This window comes from Rarobacter faecitabidus (assembly GCF_006716265.1).
In the GTDB taxonomy this organism is placed as follows: domain Bacteria; phylum Actinomycetota; class Actinomycetes; order Actinomycetales; family Cellulomonadaceae; genus Rarobacter; species Rarobacter faecitabidus.
In genome coordinates, this window is record NZ_VFOS01000001.1 from 1,576,501 (window position 1) to 1,595,198 (window position 18,698).

At 67.4% G+C, this 18,698-nt stretch carries 15 protein-coding genes and 2 tRNA genes; 8 read left to right on the forward strand and 9 right to left on the reverse strand.

Translation table 11 applies throughout. The features are described from left to right. Positions 1–7: 7 nt before the first annotated feature. Both leuD and leuC read right to left on the reverse strand, forming a co-directional pair. Entirely contained in the window at positions 8–643 is a 636-nt protein-coding gene (gene leuD / locus FB461_RS06945; RefSeq protein ID WP_142120161.1) for a 3-isopropylmalate dehydratase small subunit, read from the reverse strand. Positions 644–663: 20 nt separating this feature from the next. Further along, a complete protein-coding gene (leuC, locus tag FB461_RS06950) occupies positions 664–2,157 on the reverse strand; it encodes a 3-isopropylmalate dehydratase large subunit (protein WP_142120163.1) in 1,494 nt (497 codons plus the stop codon). Between the two features lie 209 nt (positions 2,158–2,366). Here leuC and FB461_RS06955 point away from each other — a divergent pair, with 209 nt between their 5' ends. From FB461_RS06955 to FB461_RS06975, 5 genes are all read left to right on the forward strand, one after another. Further along, the gene (locus FB461_RS06955) at positions 2,367–3,086 is read left to right on the forward strand and encodes an IclR family transcriptional regulator (protein ID WP_142120165.1); all 720 of its coding nucleotides are present in this window, start codon (positions 2,367–2,369) and stop codon (positions 3,084–3,086) included. Between the two features lie 102 nt (positions 3,087–3,188). Beyond that, positions 3,189–3,260 (forward strand) — tRNA-Gln (locus tag FB461_RS06960). 86 nt (positions 3,261–3,346) lie between these two features. Beyond that, positions 3,347–3,419, forward strand: a tRNA-Glu gene (locus tag FB461_RS06965). 176 nt (positions 3,420–3,595) lie between these two features. After that, on the forward strand, positions 3,596–3,880 hold the full coding sequence (locus FB461_RS06970) for an excalibur calcium-binding domain-containing protein (protein ID WP_142120167.1): 285 nt from the start codon (positions 3,596–3,598) through the stop codon (positions 3,878–3,880). Continuing rightward, on the forward strand, positions 3,877–5,160 hold the full coding sequence (locus FB461_RS06975) for a GmrSD restriction endonuclease domain-containing protein (protein ID WP_142120169.1): 1,284 nt from the start codon (positions 3,877–3,879) through the stop codon (positions 5,158–5,160). Before FB461_RS06970 ends, FB461_RS06975 begins: the two co-directional genes overlap by 4 nt. A 29-nt stretch (positions 5,161–5,189) precedes the next feature. Here the strand turns inward: FB461_RS06975 and FB461_RS06980 are convergent, their stop codons facing one another. After that, positions 5,190–6,095: a LysR family transcriptional regulator gene (locus FB461_RS06980; protein WP_142120171.1), complete on the reverse strand. Its 906-nt coding sequence runs from the start codon at positions 6,093–6,095 to the stop codon at positions 5,190–5,192. Positions 6,096–6,165: 70 nt separating this feature from the next. Between FB461_RS06980 and FB461_RS06985 the strand changes: the two genes are divergently transcribed. Beyond that, the gene (locus FB461_RS06985) at positions 6,166–7,317 is read left to right on the forward strand and encodes a YeiH family protein (protein WP_170222644.1); all 1,152 of its coding nucleotides are present in this window, start codon (positions 6,166–6,168) and stop codon (positions 7,315–7,317) included. Positions 7,318–7,401: 84 nt separating this feature from the next. Here the strand turns inward: FB461_RS06985 and FB461_RS06990 are convergent, their stop codons facing one another. The 3 genes from FB461_RS06990 to gltX form a co-directional block, all read right to left on the reverse strand. Then, entirely contained in the window at positions 7,402–8,133 is a 732-nt protein-coding gene (locus FB461_RS06990) for a glutamine amidotransferase (RefSeq protein WP_142120175.1), read from the reverse strand. A gap of 145 nt (positions 8,134–8,278) precedes the next feature. Next, on the reverse strand, positions 8,279–9,076 hold the full coding sequence (locus tag FB461_RS06995; RefSeq protein ID WP_142120177.1) for an HAD family hydrolase: 798 nt from the start codon (positions 9,074–9,076) through the stop codon (positions 8,279–8,281). A gap of 4 nt (positions 9,077–9,080) precedes the next feature. Continuing rightward, positions 9,081–10,640: a glutamate--tRNA ligase gene (gltX, locus tag FB461_RS07000; protein WP_142120179.1), complete on the reverse strand. Its 1,560-nt coding sequence runs from the start codon at positions 10,638–10,640 to the stop codon at positions 9,081–9,083. 277 nt (positions 10,641–10,917) lie between these two features. Here gltX and glgB point away from each other — a divergent pair, with 277 nt between their 5' ends. After that, positions 10,918–13,113: a 1,4-alpha-glucan branching protein GlgB gene (gene glgB, locus FB461_RS07005; RefSeq protein ID WP_246046062.1), complete on the forward strand. Its 2,196-nt coding sequence runs from the start codon at positions 10,918–10,920 to the stop codon at positions 13,111–13,113. A 149-nt stretch (positions 13,114–13,262) separates the two neighbouring features. Here glgB and FB461_RS07010 read toward each other — a convergent pair whose 3' ends face one another. Genes FB461_RS07010 through FB461_RS07020 form a run of 3 tightly spaced genes read right to left on the reverse strand, consistent with a single transcriptional unit; the run spans position 13,263 to position 16,942 of the window. Further along, entirely contained in the window at positions 13,263–14,192 is a 930-nt protein-coding gene (locus FB461_RS07010) for a tetratricopeptide repeat protein (protein WP_142120181.1), read from the reverse strand. Positions 14,193–14,219: 27 nt separating this feature from the next. Then, positions 14,220–15,206, reverse strand: a complete 987-nt coding sequence (locus FB461_RS07015) for a DUF8094 domain-containing protein (protein WP_142120183.1) — start codon at positions 15,204–15,206, stop codon at positions 14,220–14,222. Then, positions 15,203–16,942, reverse strand: a complete 1,740-nt coding sequence (locus tag FB461_RS07020) for a hypothetical protein (protein ID WP_142120185.1) — start codon at positions 16,940–16,942, stop codon at positions 15,203–15,205. Before FB461_RS07020 ends, FB461_RS07015 begins: the two co-directional genes overlap by 4 nt. A gap of 187 nt (positions 16,943–17,129) precedes the next feature. Between FB461_RS07020 and FB461_RS07025 the strand changes: the two genes are divergently transcribed. Continuing rightward, positions 17,130–18,692 carry a coiled-coil domain-containing protein gene (locus tag FB461_RS07025; protein WP_142120187.1) on the forward strand — a complete coding sequence of 521 codons (1,563 nt, stop codon included), beginning with the start codon at positions 17,130–17,132 and terminating at the stop codon, positions 18,690–18,692. Positions 18,693–18,698 lie beyond the last annotated feature (6 nt).

Consider the following 18,698-nt stretch of genomic DNA (forward strand, 5'->3'; position numbering starts at 1 on the left):
GGTCGTATTAGACCGGACGCGCAGCTTCGATGTCGACCTTGGGCAAGTGCTTGGCGGGCAGGGTCTTCGGCTTGAACGACGGCCGGTTCGCCTCGAAGGCCGTGATCTCCTCTTCGTGCTGGAGGGTCAGACCGATGTCGTCCAGGCCCTCCATCAGGCGCCAGCGCGTGTAGTCATCGATGTTGAACGGCACGGTCACGTCATCGGCGGTCGCGACGCGCTCGCCGAGGTCCACCGTGATGCTCGTACCCGGCTTGGTCTCCAGGATCTTCCAGAGCAACTCGATGTCTTCCTGAGCCATCTGGCCTGCAAGCAGGCCCTGCTTGCCGGAGTTACCGCGGAAGATGTCCGCGAAGCGCGAGGCGAAGACTACCTTGAAGCCGTAGTCCTTGAGCGCCCACACGGCGTGCTCGCGGGACGAGCCGGTCCCGAAGTCGGGGCCGGCGACGAGCACGGAGCCAGCGCGGTAGGCGTCCTGGTTCAGGACAAACTCCGGGTCGCTGCGCCATGCCGCGAAGAGAGCATCCTCGAAGCCGGTACGCGTCACGCGCTTGAGGTATACCGCCGGAATGATCTGGTCGGTGTCGACGTTTCCGCGACGCAGCGGAACGCCAATTCCGGTGTGAGTGGTGAACTTCTCCATGATTAAAGTCTCCTAAATCCCTAGACCTGAACGATCAGGTTCGGGTCCAGCGGCGCGAGCGGCGAGCCGTCGATAGAGTCGATGTCGAGGTCAGCGAAAGCGGGGTCCGTGGCGGCCAGGTCGGCAACTGACGACAGCGTTCCGCGGATCGCCGTCGCCGCGGCGACCAGCGGCGAGACGAGGTGCGTGCGCCCCCCCTTGCCCTGGCGGCCTTCGAAGTTGCGGTTCGAGGTCGACGCGCTGCGCTCCCCTGGAGCCAGCTGGTCGGGGTTCATTCCAAGGCACATCGAGCAACCGGCGTTGCGCCATTCGGCTCCGAAGTCCTTGAAGATCCGATCCAGCCCCTCCGCCTCGGCCTGCAGGCGGACGCGAGCAGAGGCCGGAACCACGAGGACGCGGACATCGTCCGACTTCTTGTGGCCCTTGATGACCTTGGCGATGGAACGCAGGTCCTCGATGCGCCCGTTGGTGCACGATCCCATGAAGACCGTGTCGACCTTGATTTCGCGCAGCGGCTGACCCGGGGTCAGGCCCATGTACTCGATTGCGCGCTCGGCGGCGACCCGCTCGTTCTCGTCAGCAATCTCCTCTGGAACCGGGATCGTAGCGCTCAGGGGCAGGCCCTGACCAGGGTTCGTGCCCCAGGTGACGAACGGTTCGAGGTCCGAGGCGTTCAGGTCGACCTCGACGTCGAAGACGGCGTCATCGTCCGTCTTGAGCGTCCGCCAGTACTCGACCGCGGCGTCCCAGTCCTCACCCTCGGGTGCGTGCGGGCGGCCCTTGATGTACTCGAACGTGATGTCGTCCGGGGCGATCATTCCCGCGCGCGCGCCCGCCTCGATCGACATGTTGCAGATCGTCATGCGGGCTTCCATCGAGAGCTTGCGGATCGCATCGCCGCGGTACTCGAGCACGTAGCCCGCACCGCCGCCGGTGCCGATCTTCGCGATGATCGCGAGGATGATGTCCTTGCTGGTGGTGCCCGGAGGCAGCTCGCCGTTGACGTTGATCGCCATGGTCTTGAACTGCTGCAGCGGCAGCGTCTGGGTCGCGAGCACGTGCTCGACCTCGGAGGTGCCGATACCGAACGCGAGACCGCCGAAGGCGCCGTGGGTCGAGGTGTGCGAGTCGCCGCAGACCACCGTCATGCCGGGCTGGGTCAGACCGAGCTGCGGACCGACCTGGTGAACGATGCCCTGGTCCGCGTCGCCCAGGGAGTGGATGCGAACGCCGAATTCCTTCGCATTATTGCGAAGAGTGTCGATCTGCGTGCGGCTCGTAAGATCCGCGATCGGCAGGTCGATGTCGAGCGTCGGGGTGTTGTGGTCCTCCGTCGCCATGGTGAGCTCCGGACGGCGCACCTGGCGTCCGGCGAGGCGGAGGCCCTCGAATGCCTGCGGGCTCGTCACCTCGTGGCACAGGTGTAGGTCAATGTAGAGCAGGTCGGGCTCACCGTTGGTACCTCGTCGAACCAGGTGATCGTTCCAGACCTTTTCCGCCAGCGTGCCGGCCATTGTCGTCCTCTCGCATTTATTGCTGACGCCCATCACGTTTTCGCGCGTGACGGACGGCGGTCACTCGGTGACCTGGGGGGTCTCATGCTGCGCCCAAACGGGCGGTGTAAAACAGCATTCTCTCACTGAAAGTCGTCGAAAAGTTGCCTCGTAAAACGAGAATGTGGACATCTGTTGCATCTCGAAGTGCGAGACGGCAATATCGACCTATGGACAATTCTAGCGGAGTTGGCGTTCTGGACAAGGCAGCGATTGTACTGAGCGCCCTTGAGTCGGGCCCTGCAACACTCGCCCAGCTGGTCACCGCCACGGGGCTGGCCCGGCCGACCGCCCACCGGCTTGCCGTGGCGCTCGAGCACCACCGGCTGGTGGCGCGCGACATGCAGGGACGATTCGTGCTCGGGCCGCGCCTGAACGAGCTCGCGACCGCGGCCGGCGAGGACCGCCTGCTCGGCGCGGCCAATCCCGTGCTGACCGCTCTGCGCGACCACACTGGCGAAAGCGCGCAACTGTACCGCCGCCAGGGAGATCAGCGCATCTGCGTGGCCTCGGCCGAACGCCCGGTCGGGCTGCGCGACTCGATCCCCGTCGGAGCCGCCCTGACAATGCAGGCCGGTTCCGCGGCCCAGGTTCTTCTCGCGTGGGAGGAACCGGATCGCCTGCACCGCGGCCTCCAGGGAGCGGAATTCACCGCCACGATCCTGTCCGGCGTTCGCCGCCGCGGCTGGGCGCAGTCCGTTGGCGAGCGGGAGCCCGGCGTTGCGTCCGTGTCCGCACCCGTCCGCAGCCCATCCGGGCGCATCGTCGCGGCAGTATCCATATCCGGGCCGGTCGAGCGCCTGACCCGTCAGCCTGGACGCCTGCACGCGCCCTCGGTAGTAGCCGCGGCGAATCGCCTCACAGAGGTGCTGCGCCGCGCCGGTGAGTGAGGGGATCAGGTTTGCCCGACCGGCCAGTTTGAGTCCGGCCAAAAGATCGGGTAATGTTCCACGACGGTAACGCTCTTCGGCTCGGCCGAGGGTGATACCCCTTGGGGTATGGTGTAATTGGCAGCACTAGAGATTCTGATTCTCTCAGTCTAGGTTCGAGTCCTGGTACCCCAGCGCACGATCACATGCGATTTGCTTCGCGATGATCATCGTGTACAGTGGTTCACCGGTGAACGGCAAAATGCCGAAAACCAGTCCTGGCCCCCATCGTCTAGCGGCCTAGGACGCCGCCCTCTCACGGCGGTAACAGGGGTTCAAATCCCCTTGGGGGTACGCATACGACCGTCTGATTGACCTGCGAAAACGTGGGAACGTCAGGCGGTCGTTTCAGTTTTCTCAAGTGCTTCCCTGTGCGAGCACGGGCTACGGAACGTACCGCCCGCCTCCCGAACGACTTCGCGGTCCTAGGCAGTTAAGGCCGCGAGCCGGGCGCGCGATACTGTGTCCACATGACAAAGAAATTCGGCGTCCTGCTCGCCGTAGCGAGCCTGCTGCTCCTTGGCCTGGCCACAACGACACCGGCATCAGCGGCAACCAAGTACAAGTCTTGCGCCGTTCTCCAGCGGGCATATCCCGGCGGCGTCGCGAAGTCCAAGAAGGCGACGAACACCAAGACTGTAGGCGGACGCAAGGTGACTGCTCCGTCGAAGTACCGTCCCAAGGTGTCGCGGTCGATATACAAGGCCAACAAGCACCTGGACCGCGACAAAGATGGCATCGCCTGCGAACGATGAGAGCTTCCGCCAAGCCTTTCTGGATAACTCTGGGCCTCGCTGCCCTGTTCGGCCTGTTCCAAGGAATTGGAGGAGCACTGGTCCTTGCCGGCATCACCGCTCTGTGCTGGGTGATCGTCAAGGCCGCACGGGGTAAGAATGTCCTTGCGGCTGCGGGCATTCCCAATGGCGTGGTGGCGGCGGCTGCTGTCGCGGTCATCGTGTTCGGCGGTGCCGTCTCCGACGCTGGAAGCGGGGAACCGGCTCCCCTCGGGACGACGAGCCCATCGCCATCGGCAGGCTCTCCATCTGCAGCGCCGGATCGGACAGACGAAGACGGAGTAAAGCAGCCTTCCGCGGAACCGGCAATCGAGGAGACCGAACCCGCCGCATCCGATGACGAAGAAGCACCGCAGGGCGAAAACAGCGGAACCCCAGACCCTCAATCGCCCGACGACGGCACGGTTCTCGCCGCCGAGGGCGATGCGCTCGCAGTCCTCGCCACTCTGCCCACCAAGGGCCGCGCTCCGAAGACGGGCTACGATCGAGATTCCTTCGCCTACCGTTCGTTCGATGCGGACGGCAACGGCTGCGACGTTCGCAACGACGTGCTGCGCCGCGACCTCACGAAAGTCGTGCTGCAAACCGGGACGGGCGGCTGCGTAGTACTCAGCGGAATGCTCGCCGACCCGTACTCGGGCGAGGAGATCGCATTCACACGCGGCCAGGACACGTCGGCGCAGGTGCAGATCGATCATGTCGTCGCGCTGTCTGACGCGTGGCAGAAGGGCGCCCAGTCCTGGGACGGCGACACCAGGAAGCACTTCGGCAATGACCCGCTCAACCTGCTGGCGGTCGATGGACCGCTCAACAACCAGAAGGGCGACGGAGACGCCGCCACCTGGCTGCCGCCCAATCGCGGCTACCGGTGCGAATACGTCGCCCGGCAGATCGCGGTCAAAGCCGAGTACCGGCTCTGGGTGACCAAGGCCGAACGGTCGGCCATGGAGAAGGTGCTGACAGGCTGCCCCGGGCAGACGATCCCCACGGACGTCACGACCCCGAAGGACCGCTCACCGAAGACCAAGAGCGGACCGAAGACCAAGAGCGAGCCGAGCAAGATGACACCGAAGGCGGACAAGGGCTCCTCCACGGTCAAAGAGTCCTTCACCCCGCCAGCGGATGTCTACTACAAAAACTGCACGGCGGCCCGAAACGCGGGTGCGGCACCGGTCTACCGGGGCGACCCGGGATACGGCACCCATCTGGACCGGAACGGTGACGGGGTCGGCTGCGAGTAGGCTCGCTAGCGCTCCCCCACCGACTCGCCTCAGTTTCCCCGCACGGCCAACGCAGCAAGCTCCAACCCCGCGGCGCCCAGGACCGTGTCGTCGCGCCACACCATCACGAGTTCACGCGCCAGATCGGCACCCAGGACCTCGACGGGCACCAGAATGCCGTGCTCGATCTCCTCGCTCACTGTCAGCCGGGACAGGACGGCGAGCGACCCGCCGTGCCGCACCGCCGATTTGATGGCTGCCGTCGAGCCGAGGTGCGGGAGGTGGTCCGGCAGTGCGAGCCCGGCGTCCCGCAGCGTGCGCTCGAGCACCTGCCGGGTTCCCGATCCGACCTCGCGCACCACGAGTTCCGCGTCGAGCAACTGGTCCAGCGAGACCGCCTGCCTCCTTGCCCAGCGATGTCCTGGCGCGACGACGGCCACGAGTTCGTCGCGCGCCACGACCCGCGAGCGCAGCCCGTAGTCGACGTCGGTCCCCTCCACGAATCCGAGTTCCACCTCGCCGTCTCGCACCAGTTCCATAACCGCGCGGGAGTTGCGGACGATCAGTTCCACGTCATAGCCGGAATGCTTGGCGGACAATCGTGCCAGCCACTGCGGCGCCAGGTACTCGGCAACTGTCATGGATGCCGCCACGCGCACCCGCTCGTCATGCGTCTGGCCGAGTGCGGCCACGGCCGTCTCGAATGCGTCCGATGCGTCGATGACCCCGCGCGCCCAGGCGGCGACGGCCCGGCCGGTCTCGCTCAAGGAGGTCCCCCGGGCGCCGCGGTCTAGCAGCCGCGCACCGACCCTGCGCTCAAGGCGGCGGGCCGCCGCCGATGCTGCGGGCTGCGAGAGCCCGAGTGCGCGGGCAGCAGCGCTGATCGATCCGTATTCATCGATCGCCGTGATGATCTGCAAACTCGCGAGCGACACCCGCTCCCCTCGCCATGCCATAACTAAAAGTTATATCACTATCGCGGGTTGGGCCTTCCGGACGCAGCTCCGGACGCGCAGGGTGGAATGCGTGAGCACAACTCCGACCACGCCGCTGCGAGGACCTCGTCAGCCCGGCGGCACCTCCGCATCGTGCGACTCCGGAGCGCTACAAGACGGCGCCAGCAGGGAGCTCGGCCGCGGCAAGAGCACGCCCGCCAGAGCGATCCTCACCGGGGTGATCCTCACCGGTCTCGGCCTGGGATGTGTCGCGGCGCAAGCGGCCGTTCCCGCGGTCTCCGCGATCGTCTTCGGTCTCGCGGTCGGCATCGCGGCACGCCCGGTCGTCCTTCGCCTGCCCGGCGATCCAGCGCGCATCCTGGCTGACGCAAATTCGGTCGCCGGTACGGTGCTGCGCACCGGCGTGGCACTGCTCGGCATTCGCTTCACACTGCGCGACTTAGGAACGCTGGGTCCGCGGGGGATGGCGATCGCGGCGCTCACGCTGATAGCGACATTCCTCGTTACCCGCATCGTCGCTCGACGCTACGGCAACGACCCCGACGGTTCGGCGACCATCGCGGCGGGCTTCGCCGTCTGCGGCGCCGCGGCCGCCTCGACCATGGCCGGGGCGCTGGCAGAGCGCGGTTCCGGTTCGCGGCGCCGGTCAATGATGGACGAGTACTCCGCCGCGACCATAGCGATGGTGTGCGTTCTGGGTTTGGTAGCCATTCCAGTAACGATCTTTATGTCAGCGAGCCTCGGCCTCAGCGATGCCGATACGGGCTTGTGGATGGGTGCCAGCCTGCCGGAGGTCGCTCACGTGGTCATGGCGGGCGACCTCGTCTCGCCCGAGGCTCTCGCCATCGCCACCGTCGCCAAACTGCTGCGCGTGGCACTGCTTGCGCCGCTCGTCCTCATCGTGGGCGCTGCCGGCTCCGGACGCTTACTGCGCGGGCGCCGAACGGGGCGGGCTGGTTCGAAGGCGAGGATCGTGCCGCTGTTCGTTATCGGCTTCATTGCCTGCATCGCCCTCGGCACGGTGTTCGATCTACCGGAGCAAGCCGAGGGCGCCGCGCCGGTGGCATCCACGGCCATGATCGCGGGCGCCATGGTCGCAATTGGGGCGAATATCTCCATCTCCGCACTCGCGCGTCGCTGGCGCACGACCGGGATCGCCGCGCTGACCGGCACGGTCACGGCGCTTGCCGTACCCCTCATCGCCATCATGGCGACCCGCTAATCGGCGCGATCGCCACCACGGGACCGCGTGCTGCCGATCAGTGTCGGTGGCATCCGCTCACGCGTGCCGATCAGCGATTCTTCGCTAGCGCGCGTACCGCGCGACGAACGCGGCCAGCAGCCTGCTCGGCTCCGTGACTTTCACGCCCTCGACCCTGGCGATCACGGCCTCCAACTCGGCCGGGTCAAAGTAGCCCTCGTCCTGGTACGTACGCACGCGCTGGACGATGCCGGGAGTGTCCAGCTCCGGATGGAACTGCGTGACATACAGGTTCCGCCCGTACCGGAACATCTGCACCGGACATAGCGGCGACGATGCCAGCAGCACCGCCCCGGGAGGAAGCTCCGAACACGCCTCTTTGTGACCGACGAATCCGAGAAAGGTCTCCGGAAGCGAGGCGGACAAATCGTCCTCCTTGCCCTCCTTGGTCAGCGTGATCGGCACCGCGCTGACGGGCTCTCCGAACCGCGTGTCAACCTTTGCTCCGAGGCGCGTCGCGACCGCGCCCACGCCGTAGCAGGCTCCGAGCAGCGGGAAGTCTGCCTCGACGATCCGGTCCACCAACGCACCGAGTTCCTCCTCGACGCGAACCTGCACGCCGCTCTTCGACGCCTGCGGATCCGATGCGTTGAATGGTCCGCCGCCGATGATGATGCCCGAATAGTCGTCCAGCTCGATCGCGGGCATAGGTGCTTGCTCAAGACGCACTCGGACGAGTTCTCCGTCGCTCAGGCCGCCGTAACTCCGAAATGCCTCGTACTCCGCGTCGGCGACCGGATCGTCGAAGCGCGTGGCGAGGAGGAGAAAAGGCTTCATCACCTCAGGTTATCGTCGCTGGTCGCAGTCGCGTCGCGAGTTCCACTGGCCGATACCCGCGACGTCTGACACGCGGCAGGACGATTCGACGCGAACGCCCCTATCTGAGCAGGAGTCCTCCTCACCGCATTCGTGGACGGAGCGCTCAGCTCGCCGTGGACTCATCGCGAACCTGTGGAACCAGGGACAGCTCCGCAGCCAACTCGTCTAGCGATTCGACGACCGCGATACCGTCCGCGAGCGCTGCCTCGCGATCCTCATCGAAGGGGCCGCCACGGCGGGCACCCGGCCGGTCGAGCCAGATTCCCCTGAGCCCAGCCGCCCGCGCCCCGCGAGCATCGATGTCCAGTTCGTCACCGACATACAGGGTCTCCGCAGCTGCGACGACCAGCCGGTCGCAGGCGATCTCGAATACGCGCGGCGAGGGCTTGCCGTAGCCGAGCACATCCACCCCGACCAGGGTCTGGATGTGTCCGCCCAGTCCCACCACCTCGAGTTTCTTCTCCTGGTAGGCGGTGTCCGCGTTCGAGACGGCGCCGAGTTTCAGGCCCGCACCCGCGATGGCCGCAAAGAATGGCGCAGCATCGGCGAAAGGGCGCCAGTTCGCCTGGAACGCGGCCTCAAAGACCTCGTTCCAGGCATCGAAACCATCCGTGCCGATGCCAGCCCCGCCAAACTGGGATTGCAATTGCTCGGCCCGGGCGAGGCGCTGTTCACGAAACCCCATCTCGCCGCGGGTGAAAGCCCGGTAGAAGCCGTTCGGGTCCCGCCGCCATAGGGCCACGACCTCGCCGTGGCGGGCCTCAGCCAAATCGGGCAGGTAGGTCCGTGCAACCTCACTCAGTGCGCCAGCGAACGCGCCCTTAGTGTCCACGATCGTGTCGTCGATGTCGACGATGACGGCTCGCAGTGGAACGGAGGGCTCGTCCTTGAATGAACCCATGACGCTACAGGCTCGACCGCAGTGCTCGCAGGCGAGCCAACGTGGACTCCTTGCCCAGGATCTCCATCGACTCGAACAGCGGGGGCGAGACGCGGCGGCCACTCAGCGCCACGCGGAGGGGCGTGAACGCGAAGCGCGGCTTAATACCCAACTCGTCGACGAGCGCGGTCCGCAACGCGTCCTGGATGGCGTCGGTCGTAAAGTCGTCGAGAGCCCCGAGCCGGTCGACAGCGACGTCGAGAACCTGGGCCGCATCGTCGCGCAACTGCGCGCGGGCATCCTCCTCGATCACCAGATCGCCATCGGCGGTGAAGAGGAACCCCAGCATGCCCGGGGCCTCACCCAGCAGGACCATGCGCTCCTGGGTGAGCGGCGCGGCCGCGTCGAGCCGGGCCCGATCCGCGTCCGACAACTCGGCGTAGGTGTCAGCGGGAACGAGGCCCGCCGCGGCAAGGTACGGCACCAGGCGTGCAACGAAGTCGGATGGTTCGAGCATGCGCACGTGCGCCGCGTTGATCGCCTGCGCCTTCTTCAGGTCGAACCTTGCGGGGTTGGGGTTGACGTCGGAGACGTCGAACGCGGCGATCAGCTCATCGGTCGTGAAGATGTCATTGTCCGGCGAGATCGACCAGCCCAGCAGCGCCAGGTAGTTGAGTAGACCCTCGGGGATGAAGCCGTTCTCGCGGTGCAACAGCAGGTTCGACTCCGGATCGCGCTTGGACAGCTTCTTGTTCCCCTCCCCCATGACGTAAGGAAGGTGCGCGAAGGCGGGGATCTGCTTGGCGTAGCCGAGTTCGATCAGCGCGCGGTACAGCACGATTTGCCGTGGCGTGGACGACAGGAGGTCCTCGCCGCGCAGCACGTGGGTGATGTCCATCGCGGCATCGTCGACCGGATTCACCAAGGTGTACAACGGGTGCCCGCCCGATCGTACGATGACGAAGTCAGGCACCGAGCCCGCCTTGAACGTGATGTCGCCGCGGACCAGGTCAGTGAAGGTGATGTCCTCATCCGGCATCCGGAGGCGGATCGAGGGTTCGCGGCCCTCCGCGCGGAATGCCGCCTTCTGCTCGTCCGTCAGGGTGCGGTCGTAGCCGTCGTATCCCAAGGCCTTCGGGCGGCCCGCGGCAACGTTACGCGCTTCGATCTCATCGGAGGTGGAGAAGGACTCGTAGGCGTAGCCGCCCGCCAGCAGGTCGGCAGCCACTTTGTTGTACAGGTCGAAGCGCTGTGACTGCCGGTAGGGCTCGTGCGGACCGCCCACCTCGACACCCTCGTCCCACGTGAGCCCCAGCCACTTCAGCGAGTCGATGAGCTGGTGGTAACTCTCCTCGGAGTCGCGTGCCGGATCGGTGTCCTCGATGCGGAATACGAACGTGCCCCCCGTGTGCCGCGCGTACGCCCAGTTGAACAGCGCGGTACGGACCATGCCGACGTGCGGCGTGCCGGTCGGTGACGGGCAGAAGCGCACGCGCACCGGGCTTGCGGGCGTGGACGAGGGCTCCGCCGCGATTGCGGACGCAGCGGTCGCGGGCACAGGTGATTCCGGGGAAGGAGAAGACATGCGTCAATTCTACGTCGCTCCAGGCGCTCCATTCGTGCCGGGCGGGACGGCGCGGCAGGCGCGAGGCGCCCCCGCCTCGGCTGAGGCTGATCCGAGTGGGCACCCGCCGCGGGGAGCGCTCCGGCGGGCGATCTGCCGGAGATCAAGCGCGCCCTCGCGGTGGCGGCGCGGGCGATGACGGCTATCCGCCGCGGTCAGCGCGCCCATCGCGGCCGATAGGTGACGAAACCGCACGTCGCGGTTCCGCGTAACGCCCAGATTGTGACAAGGTAAGAGAATGAGCACCGCAATGACACCGTCGTCGACGCCGCTGCCGAAGTCCGAGGCCGAATTGGTGGCCGTCGCGGACGGGTCGTACTTCGATCCGCATTCGGTCCTGGGGTTTCATCCCAATCCCGACGGCGTGACGGCGACCGTACGCGTGCGAAGGCCCCTGGCCGACGACGTGACGATCGTCACCGGCAATGCCGAGTATCGCGCGGTGCATGAGCATGCCGGTGTTTGGTACGCCATCGTGCCCGTCGCGTCATGGGACTACCGAGTGCGCACTCGCTACGGCGCAGACGTCTCCTTGGCAGACGATCCATATCGCCACCAGCCCACTGTGGGCGAGCTCGATCTGCACCTGATCCGCGAGGGCCGCCACGAGGAATTGTGGCATGCGCTTGGAGCGCGGGTGCTCACGGTGGAATCGACCCTCGGGGACGTGCACGGAACGGCCTTCTCCGTGTGGGCGCCCAATGCGCAAGCCGTCCGCGTCGTCGGGGATTTCAACGGCTGGGACGGCCGCAGTCACGCCATGCGCTCGCTCGGCAGTTCCGGTGTGTGGGAGTTATTCGTCCCCGGCGTCGGAGCGGGGCAGCGCTACAAGTTCCAGTTGCGCCACCCCGACGGGGCGTGGCGCGAGAAGGCGGACCCGCTGGCCCGCGGCACGGAGGTGCCACCGGCGACAGCCTCGATCGTGGTCGACAGCAACTTCACGTGGAGCGACGACGAATGGCTGGCCGACCGCTCGGCGCGAGACCCGCACACAGGTGCCATCAGCATCTACGAGGTACACCTTGGCTCGTGGCGACCGGGCCTGAGTTACCGCGACCTGGCGTCCCAGCTCACCGACTACGTCGTTGACCTCGGCTACACGCACGTGGAGTTCCTCCCCGTTGCTGAACACCCCTTTGGCGGTTCCTGGGGATATCAGGTCACCGGCTACTACGCCCCGACCTCGCGCTTCGGCTCGCCGGACGATTTCCGTTTCCTGGTCGATTCGCTTCACCGCGCCGGCATCGGCGTCATCCTGGACTGGGTGCCAGCGCACTTCCCCAAGGACGAGTGGGCCCTCGCGCGCTTCGACGGAACGGCGCTGTACGAGCACCCGGACCCGTTCCTGGGCGAACACCCCGACTGGGGGACCTACATCTTCAACTTCGGCCGCAACGAGGTTCGCAACTTCCTCGTCGCGAATGCCGTCTACTGGCTCCAGGAGTTCCACATCGACGGACTGCGCGTCGACGCCGTGGCTTCCATGCTCTACCTCGACTATTCGCGCGAGGCTGGTCAGTGGCGCCCCAACCAGTTCGGCGGCCGCGAGAACCTGGACGCCATACAGTTCCTGCAGGAGGCCAACGCGACCGCCTACCGCCGCGCACCGGGGATCATGATGATCGCCGAGGAATCCACGGCCTGGCCCGGCGTGACTGCGCCCACCTCGGGTGGAGGGCTGGGCTTCGGGCTCAAGTGGAACATGGGCTGGATGAACGACACCCTGCGCTATCTGGCGGAATCACCCGTCAACCGCCGCTACCACCACGGCGAGATCACCTTCTCGATGGTCTACGCGTATTCGGAGCGCTACATCCTGCCGATCAGCCACGATGAGGTCGTGCACGGCAAGGGATCGCTTCTGCGGAAGATGCCGGGCGACGACTGGCAGCAGCACGCCGGCGTTCGCGCGCTGTTCACGTACCAGTGGTCACACCCCGGCAAGCAGTTGACCTTCATGGGAACCGAGTTCGCCCAGGGCACAGAGTGGAACGAGTCCACGCCCCTCGACTGGTACACGCTCGACTACCCATCCCACCAGGGCGTCCAGAAGACCGTTCGCGAACTGAACCGGGTATATCGTGAGCACCCCGCGCTATGGAAACTGGACCACGATCCAGCAGGCTTCCAGTGGCTCGACGCATCCGACGGCAACCACAACACGCTGTCCTACATCCGGCGCGACGGTGAAGGCAATGAGGTCGTGGTGGTGGTCAACTTCGCTGGCGTCCCCCATGAGGGCTACCGAATCGGGCTCCCGCAGGACGGCACCTGGCGCGAGGTCTTCAACTCGGACGACCTCGCGTTCGGCGGCTCGGGCGTGGTCAATTCGGGCCCGCTTGAGGCGGAACGCGCGCCGTGCCACGGCCAGGCGCACTCGGTCTCGCTGCGGGTGCCACCACTGGGCGGCCTATTCCTGGTCCGGCAGGCTTAGCTCGGCGGAACCGGGCAGCTTCTCGCCCTGCTGGGCTGGCCGTTCAACGAAGCCGCCTGCTCGGACGAGGGGTGGCGGGCGCTGAGGGCCGGGACGCCTAGTAGAGCGCGGCGGCGAACGAGTGGCGCGGGCGCTGAGGGCCGGGGCGCCTAGTAGAGCGCGGCGGCGAGAGCACGGCGCGCGGGAGCGACGCGCGGATCGTCCGCGCCGAGCAGGGCGAAGTAGTCGATGAGCCGGGTGCGCAACTTGTCACGGTCGTCCCCGAATACAGTGGCGATCCTTTGGATCAGCCGATCGAGCGCATCCTGCACCTTGCCCCCGGCCAGATCCAGATCGGCGACCGCCAGTTGCGCATCGACGTCGTCGGGTGAATCGGCAGCAGCCCGACGAATCGCGGCCGCATCCGCGCCCTCAAGGCGCAGTAGCAGGTTGGTCTGCGCCAAGCCGGCAGCGGCGTCCTGGTCGCGGGGATCCTGCGCGAGCGCCTTCTCATACGCAGCGACCGCGCCCGCGAAGTCTCCCGATTCCAGCGCGTCGAACGCCTCCTGGTGCAGCGGCGGCAGTGGCTTGTCGGCGACGGCGGGGGCCTCGTCCTCGGCGACGGGTTCGTCGCTCGGCGCCTTGCCGGTGACCCCGTTCGCGGCGGCGGCCTGCAGAACCTGGTCAACGACGTCGCGGATCTGATCCAGTTCAGCCGTGCCCTGGAACAGCGGAACGGGCTGACCTCCCAGAACGGCAACGACGTACGGAACGCCCTGCGCCTGCAGCGCTCGCGCAATATTGGGCGACGTCTCGGCGTCGACGCGGGCGAGCTGGAAGGCGCCGTCCTTCTCGTCGGCGATCTGACTGAGATGCGCGGCGACCTGCTGGCACGTCGGGTCGCTGGGCAGCCACACGAGTAGCAGGACCAGGTAGTTCGCAGACCCCTCGACAACGGGCTGGAAGTTCGTGTCGGTCACGTCGACGACCCACTTGCCGCCGTGCGCAGCCCCCTCGACGGGCGCGGGGGCGGGCTTGCCAAGGCTGGAAAGGTCAACGGCTCCGCGCAGCGAGAATTGCGGCTGAGCTGGCTGAGACATTACTGCTCCTCGAGATCGTTCAGGGTGTCACTTAAGGCTAGCGGCGATGCGCGCGTTTTCCGCGCCGACCACCTGGATCGCACTTTCGTCGACGGGCAGGACCATGGCCACGACGATCTGCCGGTCCGTCACGAGCCGGTTCGTCACGGTCTTGCCTGCTAGGAGCGCGGTGTCGATCGCGTCAGGCGTGATCTTCGCGCCCTTCGGGGCCGCGGCTGTCTCGCGGGCGGTGAGCGCAGTCACGACGAGGGTGCCGCCATCGGCCAGGCTCCAGGCGCGGGTCGTGGCTTCCTCGGATGGCGGACGGCTGATCGCGTAGGAGTAGGTACCCTTCACCTCCGTGAGTCCCTTGGTCAACTCGGCACGGCGTGATTCGATCGACGCGCGAAGCTCGTCCTCAGCATTGAACTGCGATGCGGATTGAGCGCCAGCGCCATTGTTCAGAACGTCGACGTACCCGTCGACGGCCGCGTTGATGGCCTCTCCGTCCGCGCCGGCGAGGTCGATCTCCGCCGCAGGGGTCGCCAGGCTGAGTGCGGCGCCCGGGAACAGCCGGACCCAGGCCCACATGGCGTAGTTCTCGCGAGCGCTCGGCTGCGTCACGACGACGAGCCGCTGGGGTTGAAGGTCCTCCGGCTGCTCCGTCACCAGCAGGGACGAGCGCGGCCACGTATCCGTATCGCTCACGGATGACGACTGGATCCCGGCGGGTATCGCCGTGATCTGCGCGCTATCGCCTGTGGCGGTCGCGATCGTGTACTGGGCGGCGCGGATCTTCGCCGCTGGACCGAAGGCGGCCTGCGCCAGGGCGCCCGCGTCGCGAGCCACGTCCGCGGTGCCCAGGGCAACGGCGATCCGCCCGGCCACGGCTTGGACCTGGGACGGCGTCAGGACCGCCTCGACCGTCGCCGGGACCGGTGTCGGGTGGGGCTGGGGAAGGGCGGACGAGCATCCCGCCGCCGCCAACGCCAGAGCAATGCCCAGGGCGCTCAGCCTGGAAAGCGACTTGTTCATTTCTTCCCCCAGTCCGAGTACTCCGGCGGGAGTTGGCCCAATTCTCTCAGTTCGCGCAATCGGCGGCGGGTCATGGGTGGGTTGGACGAGGCGGGCACCGACTCTGGGGCCGTTGCACCTGCCTGAGCGTCGGGCGACGCAGGCGACACCGTGTCGGCCGCAACAGCGGCCGGGACCCCATCGATGGGGGGTTCGCCCGCAGAAGCCTCAGACTCCTGTTCGGCCTCGAACGCGCCCTCCGCCGTGGCGGGAGGAGCGAATTGGGGAACGTACTCGTACGCGTCCTGCGGCTGCGAGAAAGGCGACCAATCGGACGACGGATCGCCCGCGCCGGGGATGGGCTGCTGGGCGGCGGGAACCGTGAGCCCAGTCGACTGCGATTCCCCGGCAGGTGCCTGCCGCCTGGCGGGCAGGTCCGAACCCTTCAAGGCCGCATCGACTTCCGAGCGATGCCGCGCAGCGGCCTCGTCGGCCGCATGCTCCGACCTGCCCTCGTTCGCGGGCGCGTCGGCTGGCTCAGCGTCGGCGGCGGGCGCGTCGGCTGGCTCAGCGTCGGCGGCGGGCGCGTCGGCTGGCTCAGCGTCGGCGGCGGGCGCGTCGGCTGGCTCACCGTCGGCGGCGGGCGCGTCGGCTGGCTCGGCGTCGGCTGGCTCAGCGTCGGCGGCGGGCGCGTCGGCTGGCTCAGCGTCGGCGGCGGGCGCGTCGGCTGGCTCAGCGTCGGCAGCTGGCTCGGCGTCGGCGGCGGGCGCGTCGGCTGGCTCAGCGTCGGCGGCGGGCGCGTCGCGGAACGGCGAGGCGGGCAGTGCGCCGATGGAGACCACCTCGATGGCCGAGTCGTCGCCGGACACTTCCGTGTCCAGATCCGCGGCCTCGACCCCGGGTGCGGCGTGATGGGAAGCGACGGAGGACTCGTCCTCAGCGCGCGGGGCGAATGCGGATGGCAACGGCGCGTCGGCGGGGTCGGGCCGATCTACGCCCTCGTAGGCCGGCGCTACGTGCGGGCTGTAGTCACTCGCGGCGACGAGAACCCCATCGGGCACTTCGCCGGCGAGGTCGGTGTCTGTGGGCGCGGCTTCGGGCAAGGATTCCTTCGAGTCATCGTCGTCAGCATCCCGGCGCGCGGAACGGCGCCACACGAGCGCCAGGACCAGCCCGGCCAGGACGAGGAGCCCGCCTACGGTCAGCCCGGGAACGAGCCACGTCTGCGGAGTGGGAACGTTCCATTCGAGGCTCAGTGATACGGTGCCCGCGAGAGTGCCGTCCGGCCCCACGGATGCCGCCAGCGCAACGATCTCGTCGCTCGTGGAGGTCCAACTCAACTCAGCGGCCGGTGAGCCGTCCGCTTCGATCAGCCACATATCGCTGCCGCTTGGCGTCGGCAACGCGGCAGCGTCGCCCGGCTGCTCGACCACTCTGAGCGCGGTCTTGCTCGTCAATCCCGTCACCGTCGCGTGCGGCGCCGTGCCGATCCAGCCGAGTACGTCCGCGCGCCTGCCGAGCACGATCACGGCCGTGTTCGCGTCGCTCGCCTGGGCGGTGAGGAGCACCGAGTCGGCTCCCGCGCTGAGCACACCGCGATCGGTCACGATCATGGGCGAGGAGGACGAGGCCACCGGCGTGATCCTGCCATCCGGGCGCCACCAGGTGGCGGTTCCCACCCCGAGGACCGCCACGACGAGCCCCGCCGCTATGAGGGCGAGAGGCAGCAGCTTTTGAGTCAGATGTTGTCTATGCATTGCTCGGCAAGCCTAACTGTTGAACCTTCGAATCGTCGGATGGTGCTGCCATTGGGCGGTACTTGGTGCCGGAATCGTCCGGGCTGCGGGACGAATTGGGCTGACAAGAACGTGGACATGGCCTGACCATTCAGCCTGGTCCAAGTAGGGTGGTGGATAGTGTGAGGAAACGGCTACAGGAGAACCGATGACGCAGGAGACGACCCCCTTCCCCCTGACCTTCCGCGGCTACGAGCGCGAGCCGGTGGATGCCGCGTTGCAGACGCTACGCGAACAGGTCGCACGGGGCGAACACCAGTTGAACGAGGCGCGTTCTCGCATCGCGAAACTCGACCAGCGCATTCTGCACGCCGAAGGCGAGATCGCCCAGTCGCGACTGGCCGCCGCCGAGGCGCAGGCGCGCATCGCGGAGATAGACCAGCCGAGTTACGCGGGCCTCGGGGCGCGCGTCGAAGTACTGCTCCGCTCCGCAGAGGAGCAGTCGGCCACGCTCATCTCCACCGCCGTCAAGCAGGCCGAGGCCGCGCGCAATGAGGCGGAGGCGGAATCGACGAAGCTCCTCGCGGATGCCCATCAGCGATCGGATCAGATGCTGTCGGAAGCCCGCCGCCAGAGCTCACAAATCGTTGAAAGCGCCAAGCAGGAGAGCCAGACGAGGCTCGAGGCCGCCGAACTCGCCGCCACCGAAGCGCGGGAAGCCGCAGCGCGCGACGCCGAACGAGTCCGGCTCGAAGCCGATGCGACTGCGGTCGCGGATCGGTCATCGCTCGAGGCTGAGATCGCAAGCAAGCGCGCGCAGGCGAACGCGGAGGTGACCTCGATCCTGGAGGAGGCCAAGGGCGAGGCCGCCGATCTCCTGACGGCGGCTCACGCCGAGGCCGCCGAGCTACGCGACACATCTCAGCGCGAGGCCGCCGACCTGGTCACAAGCGCGCGCACCGAGGCACAGGGCATCGTCGACGCCGCCCGGCAGGAAGCGGACCAGCTCCGCATCCAGGCCGCCGGCGCCGCGAAGTCCGACCGGGACAACGCACGCACGGCCGCAGAGGAACAACTCGCGTCCGCTCGTGCCCACGCGGATTCGCTTCGTGCCGAAGCGCAATCGGCACTCGACCAGGCCAACGAGAACGCCGCGATCATCCGCGGTCAGGCGCAGGCCGAACTCGCAGTCGCCCAGGCCGAGGCCGCCGACGCCCGCACCGCGGCCCAGTCGGAGTTGGATAAGGCACGTAGCGACGCCGCCGACCTGCTCGCCACCGCACGCGAACGTCTCGAGGATGCCAGGAAGCAGGCGGAAGAGATGCACAGCGCTGCACGACGCCAGCGCAGCGAGGCTGAGCTGGCCGTGGCCAAGGAGCGCGACGAAACCCTGGCAGCTATTCGCGACGAGGCCGAGGCCGCGCGCCAGCGCGTGGGGGATCTCGTCCAGAAGTCTTCGGCCCAGGCGGCTGAGGCGGAGGCACGTGCCGCCGCCGCCCTCGAGCAGTACGAGAAGGTCCAGGCAGATGTGGCGCACTTGCGGTCGTCCGCGCTCGCCGAGGCCGAGCAGCGTTCGGAGGGCATCCTGGACGCGGCGCGGGCCGATGCCGAACGTATCCGCACCGAGGCGGCGGAACGAGCGGCCGAGGAACTCACTTCGATTCGCGCCGAGGTCGATTCCCTCCGCGATGAGCGCGATGCGATCTCCGGCCACCTCAAGGACCTGCGCACTTTGCTGAAAAGCACCATCGCTCCGGAGGTAGCGGAGTAGTCACCA

Excerpts from the sequence above, each read along its gene's own strand:
- leuD (WP_142120161.1), bottom strand. The coding sequence starts at position 643 with ATGGAGAAGTTCACCACTCACACCGGAATTGGCGTTCCGCTGCGTCGC.
- leuC (WP_142120163.1), bottom strand. The coding sequence starts at position 2,157 with ATGGCCGGCACGCTGGCGGAAAAGGTCTGGAACGATCACCTGGTTCGA.
- FB461_RS06955 (WP_142120165.1), top strand. The coding sequence starts at position 2,367 with ATGGACAATTCTAGCGGAGTTGGCGTTCTGGACAAGGCAGCGATTGTA.
- FB461_RS06970 (WP_142120167.1), top strand. The coding sequence starts at position 3,596 with ATGACAAAGAAATTCGGCGTCCTGCTCGCCGTAGCGAGCCTGCTGCTC.
- FB461_RS06975 (WP_142120169.1), top strand. The coding sequence starts at position 3,877 with ATGAGAGCTTCCGCCAAGCCTTTCTGGATAACTCTGGGCCTCGCTGCC.
- FB461_RS06980 (WP_142120171.1), bottom strand. The coding sequence starts at position 6,095 with ATGGCATGGCGAGGGGAGCGGGTGTCGCTCGCGAGTTTGCAGATCATC.
- FB461_RS06990 (WP_142120175.1), bottom strand. The coding sequence starts at position 8,133 with ATGAAGCCTTTTCTCCTCCTCGCCACGCGCTTCGACGATCCGGTCGCC.
- FB461_RS06995 (WP_142120177.1), bottom strand. The coding sequence starts at position 9,076 with ATGGGTTCATTCAAGGACGAGCCCTCCGTTCCACTGCGAGCCGTCATC.
- gltX (WP_142120179.1), bottom strand. The coding sequence starts at position 10,640 with ATGTCTTCTCCTTCCCCGGAATCACCTGTGCCCGCGACCGCTGCGTCC.
- glgB (WP_246046062.1), top strand. The coding sequence starts at position 10,918 with ATGAGCACCGCAATGACACCGTCGTCGACGCCGCTGCCGAAGTCCGAG.
- FB461_RS07010 (WP_142120181.1), bottom strand. The coding sequence starts at position 14,192 with ATGTCTCAGCCAGCTCAGCCGCAATTCTCGCTGCGCGGAGCCGTTGAC.
- FB461_RS07015 (WP_142120183.1), bottom strand. The coding sequence starts at position 15,206 with ATGAACAAGTCGCTTTCCAGGCTGAGCGCCCTGGGCATTGCTCTGGCG.
- FB461_RS07020 (WP_142120185.1), bottom strand. The coding sequence starts at position 16,942 with ATGCATAGACAACATCTGACTCAAAAGCTGCTGCCTCTCGCCCTCATA.
- FB461_RS07025 (WP_142120187.1), top strand. The coding sequence starts at position 17,130 with ATGACGCAGGAGACGACCCCCTTCCCCCTGACCTTCCGCGGCTACGAG.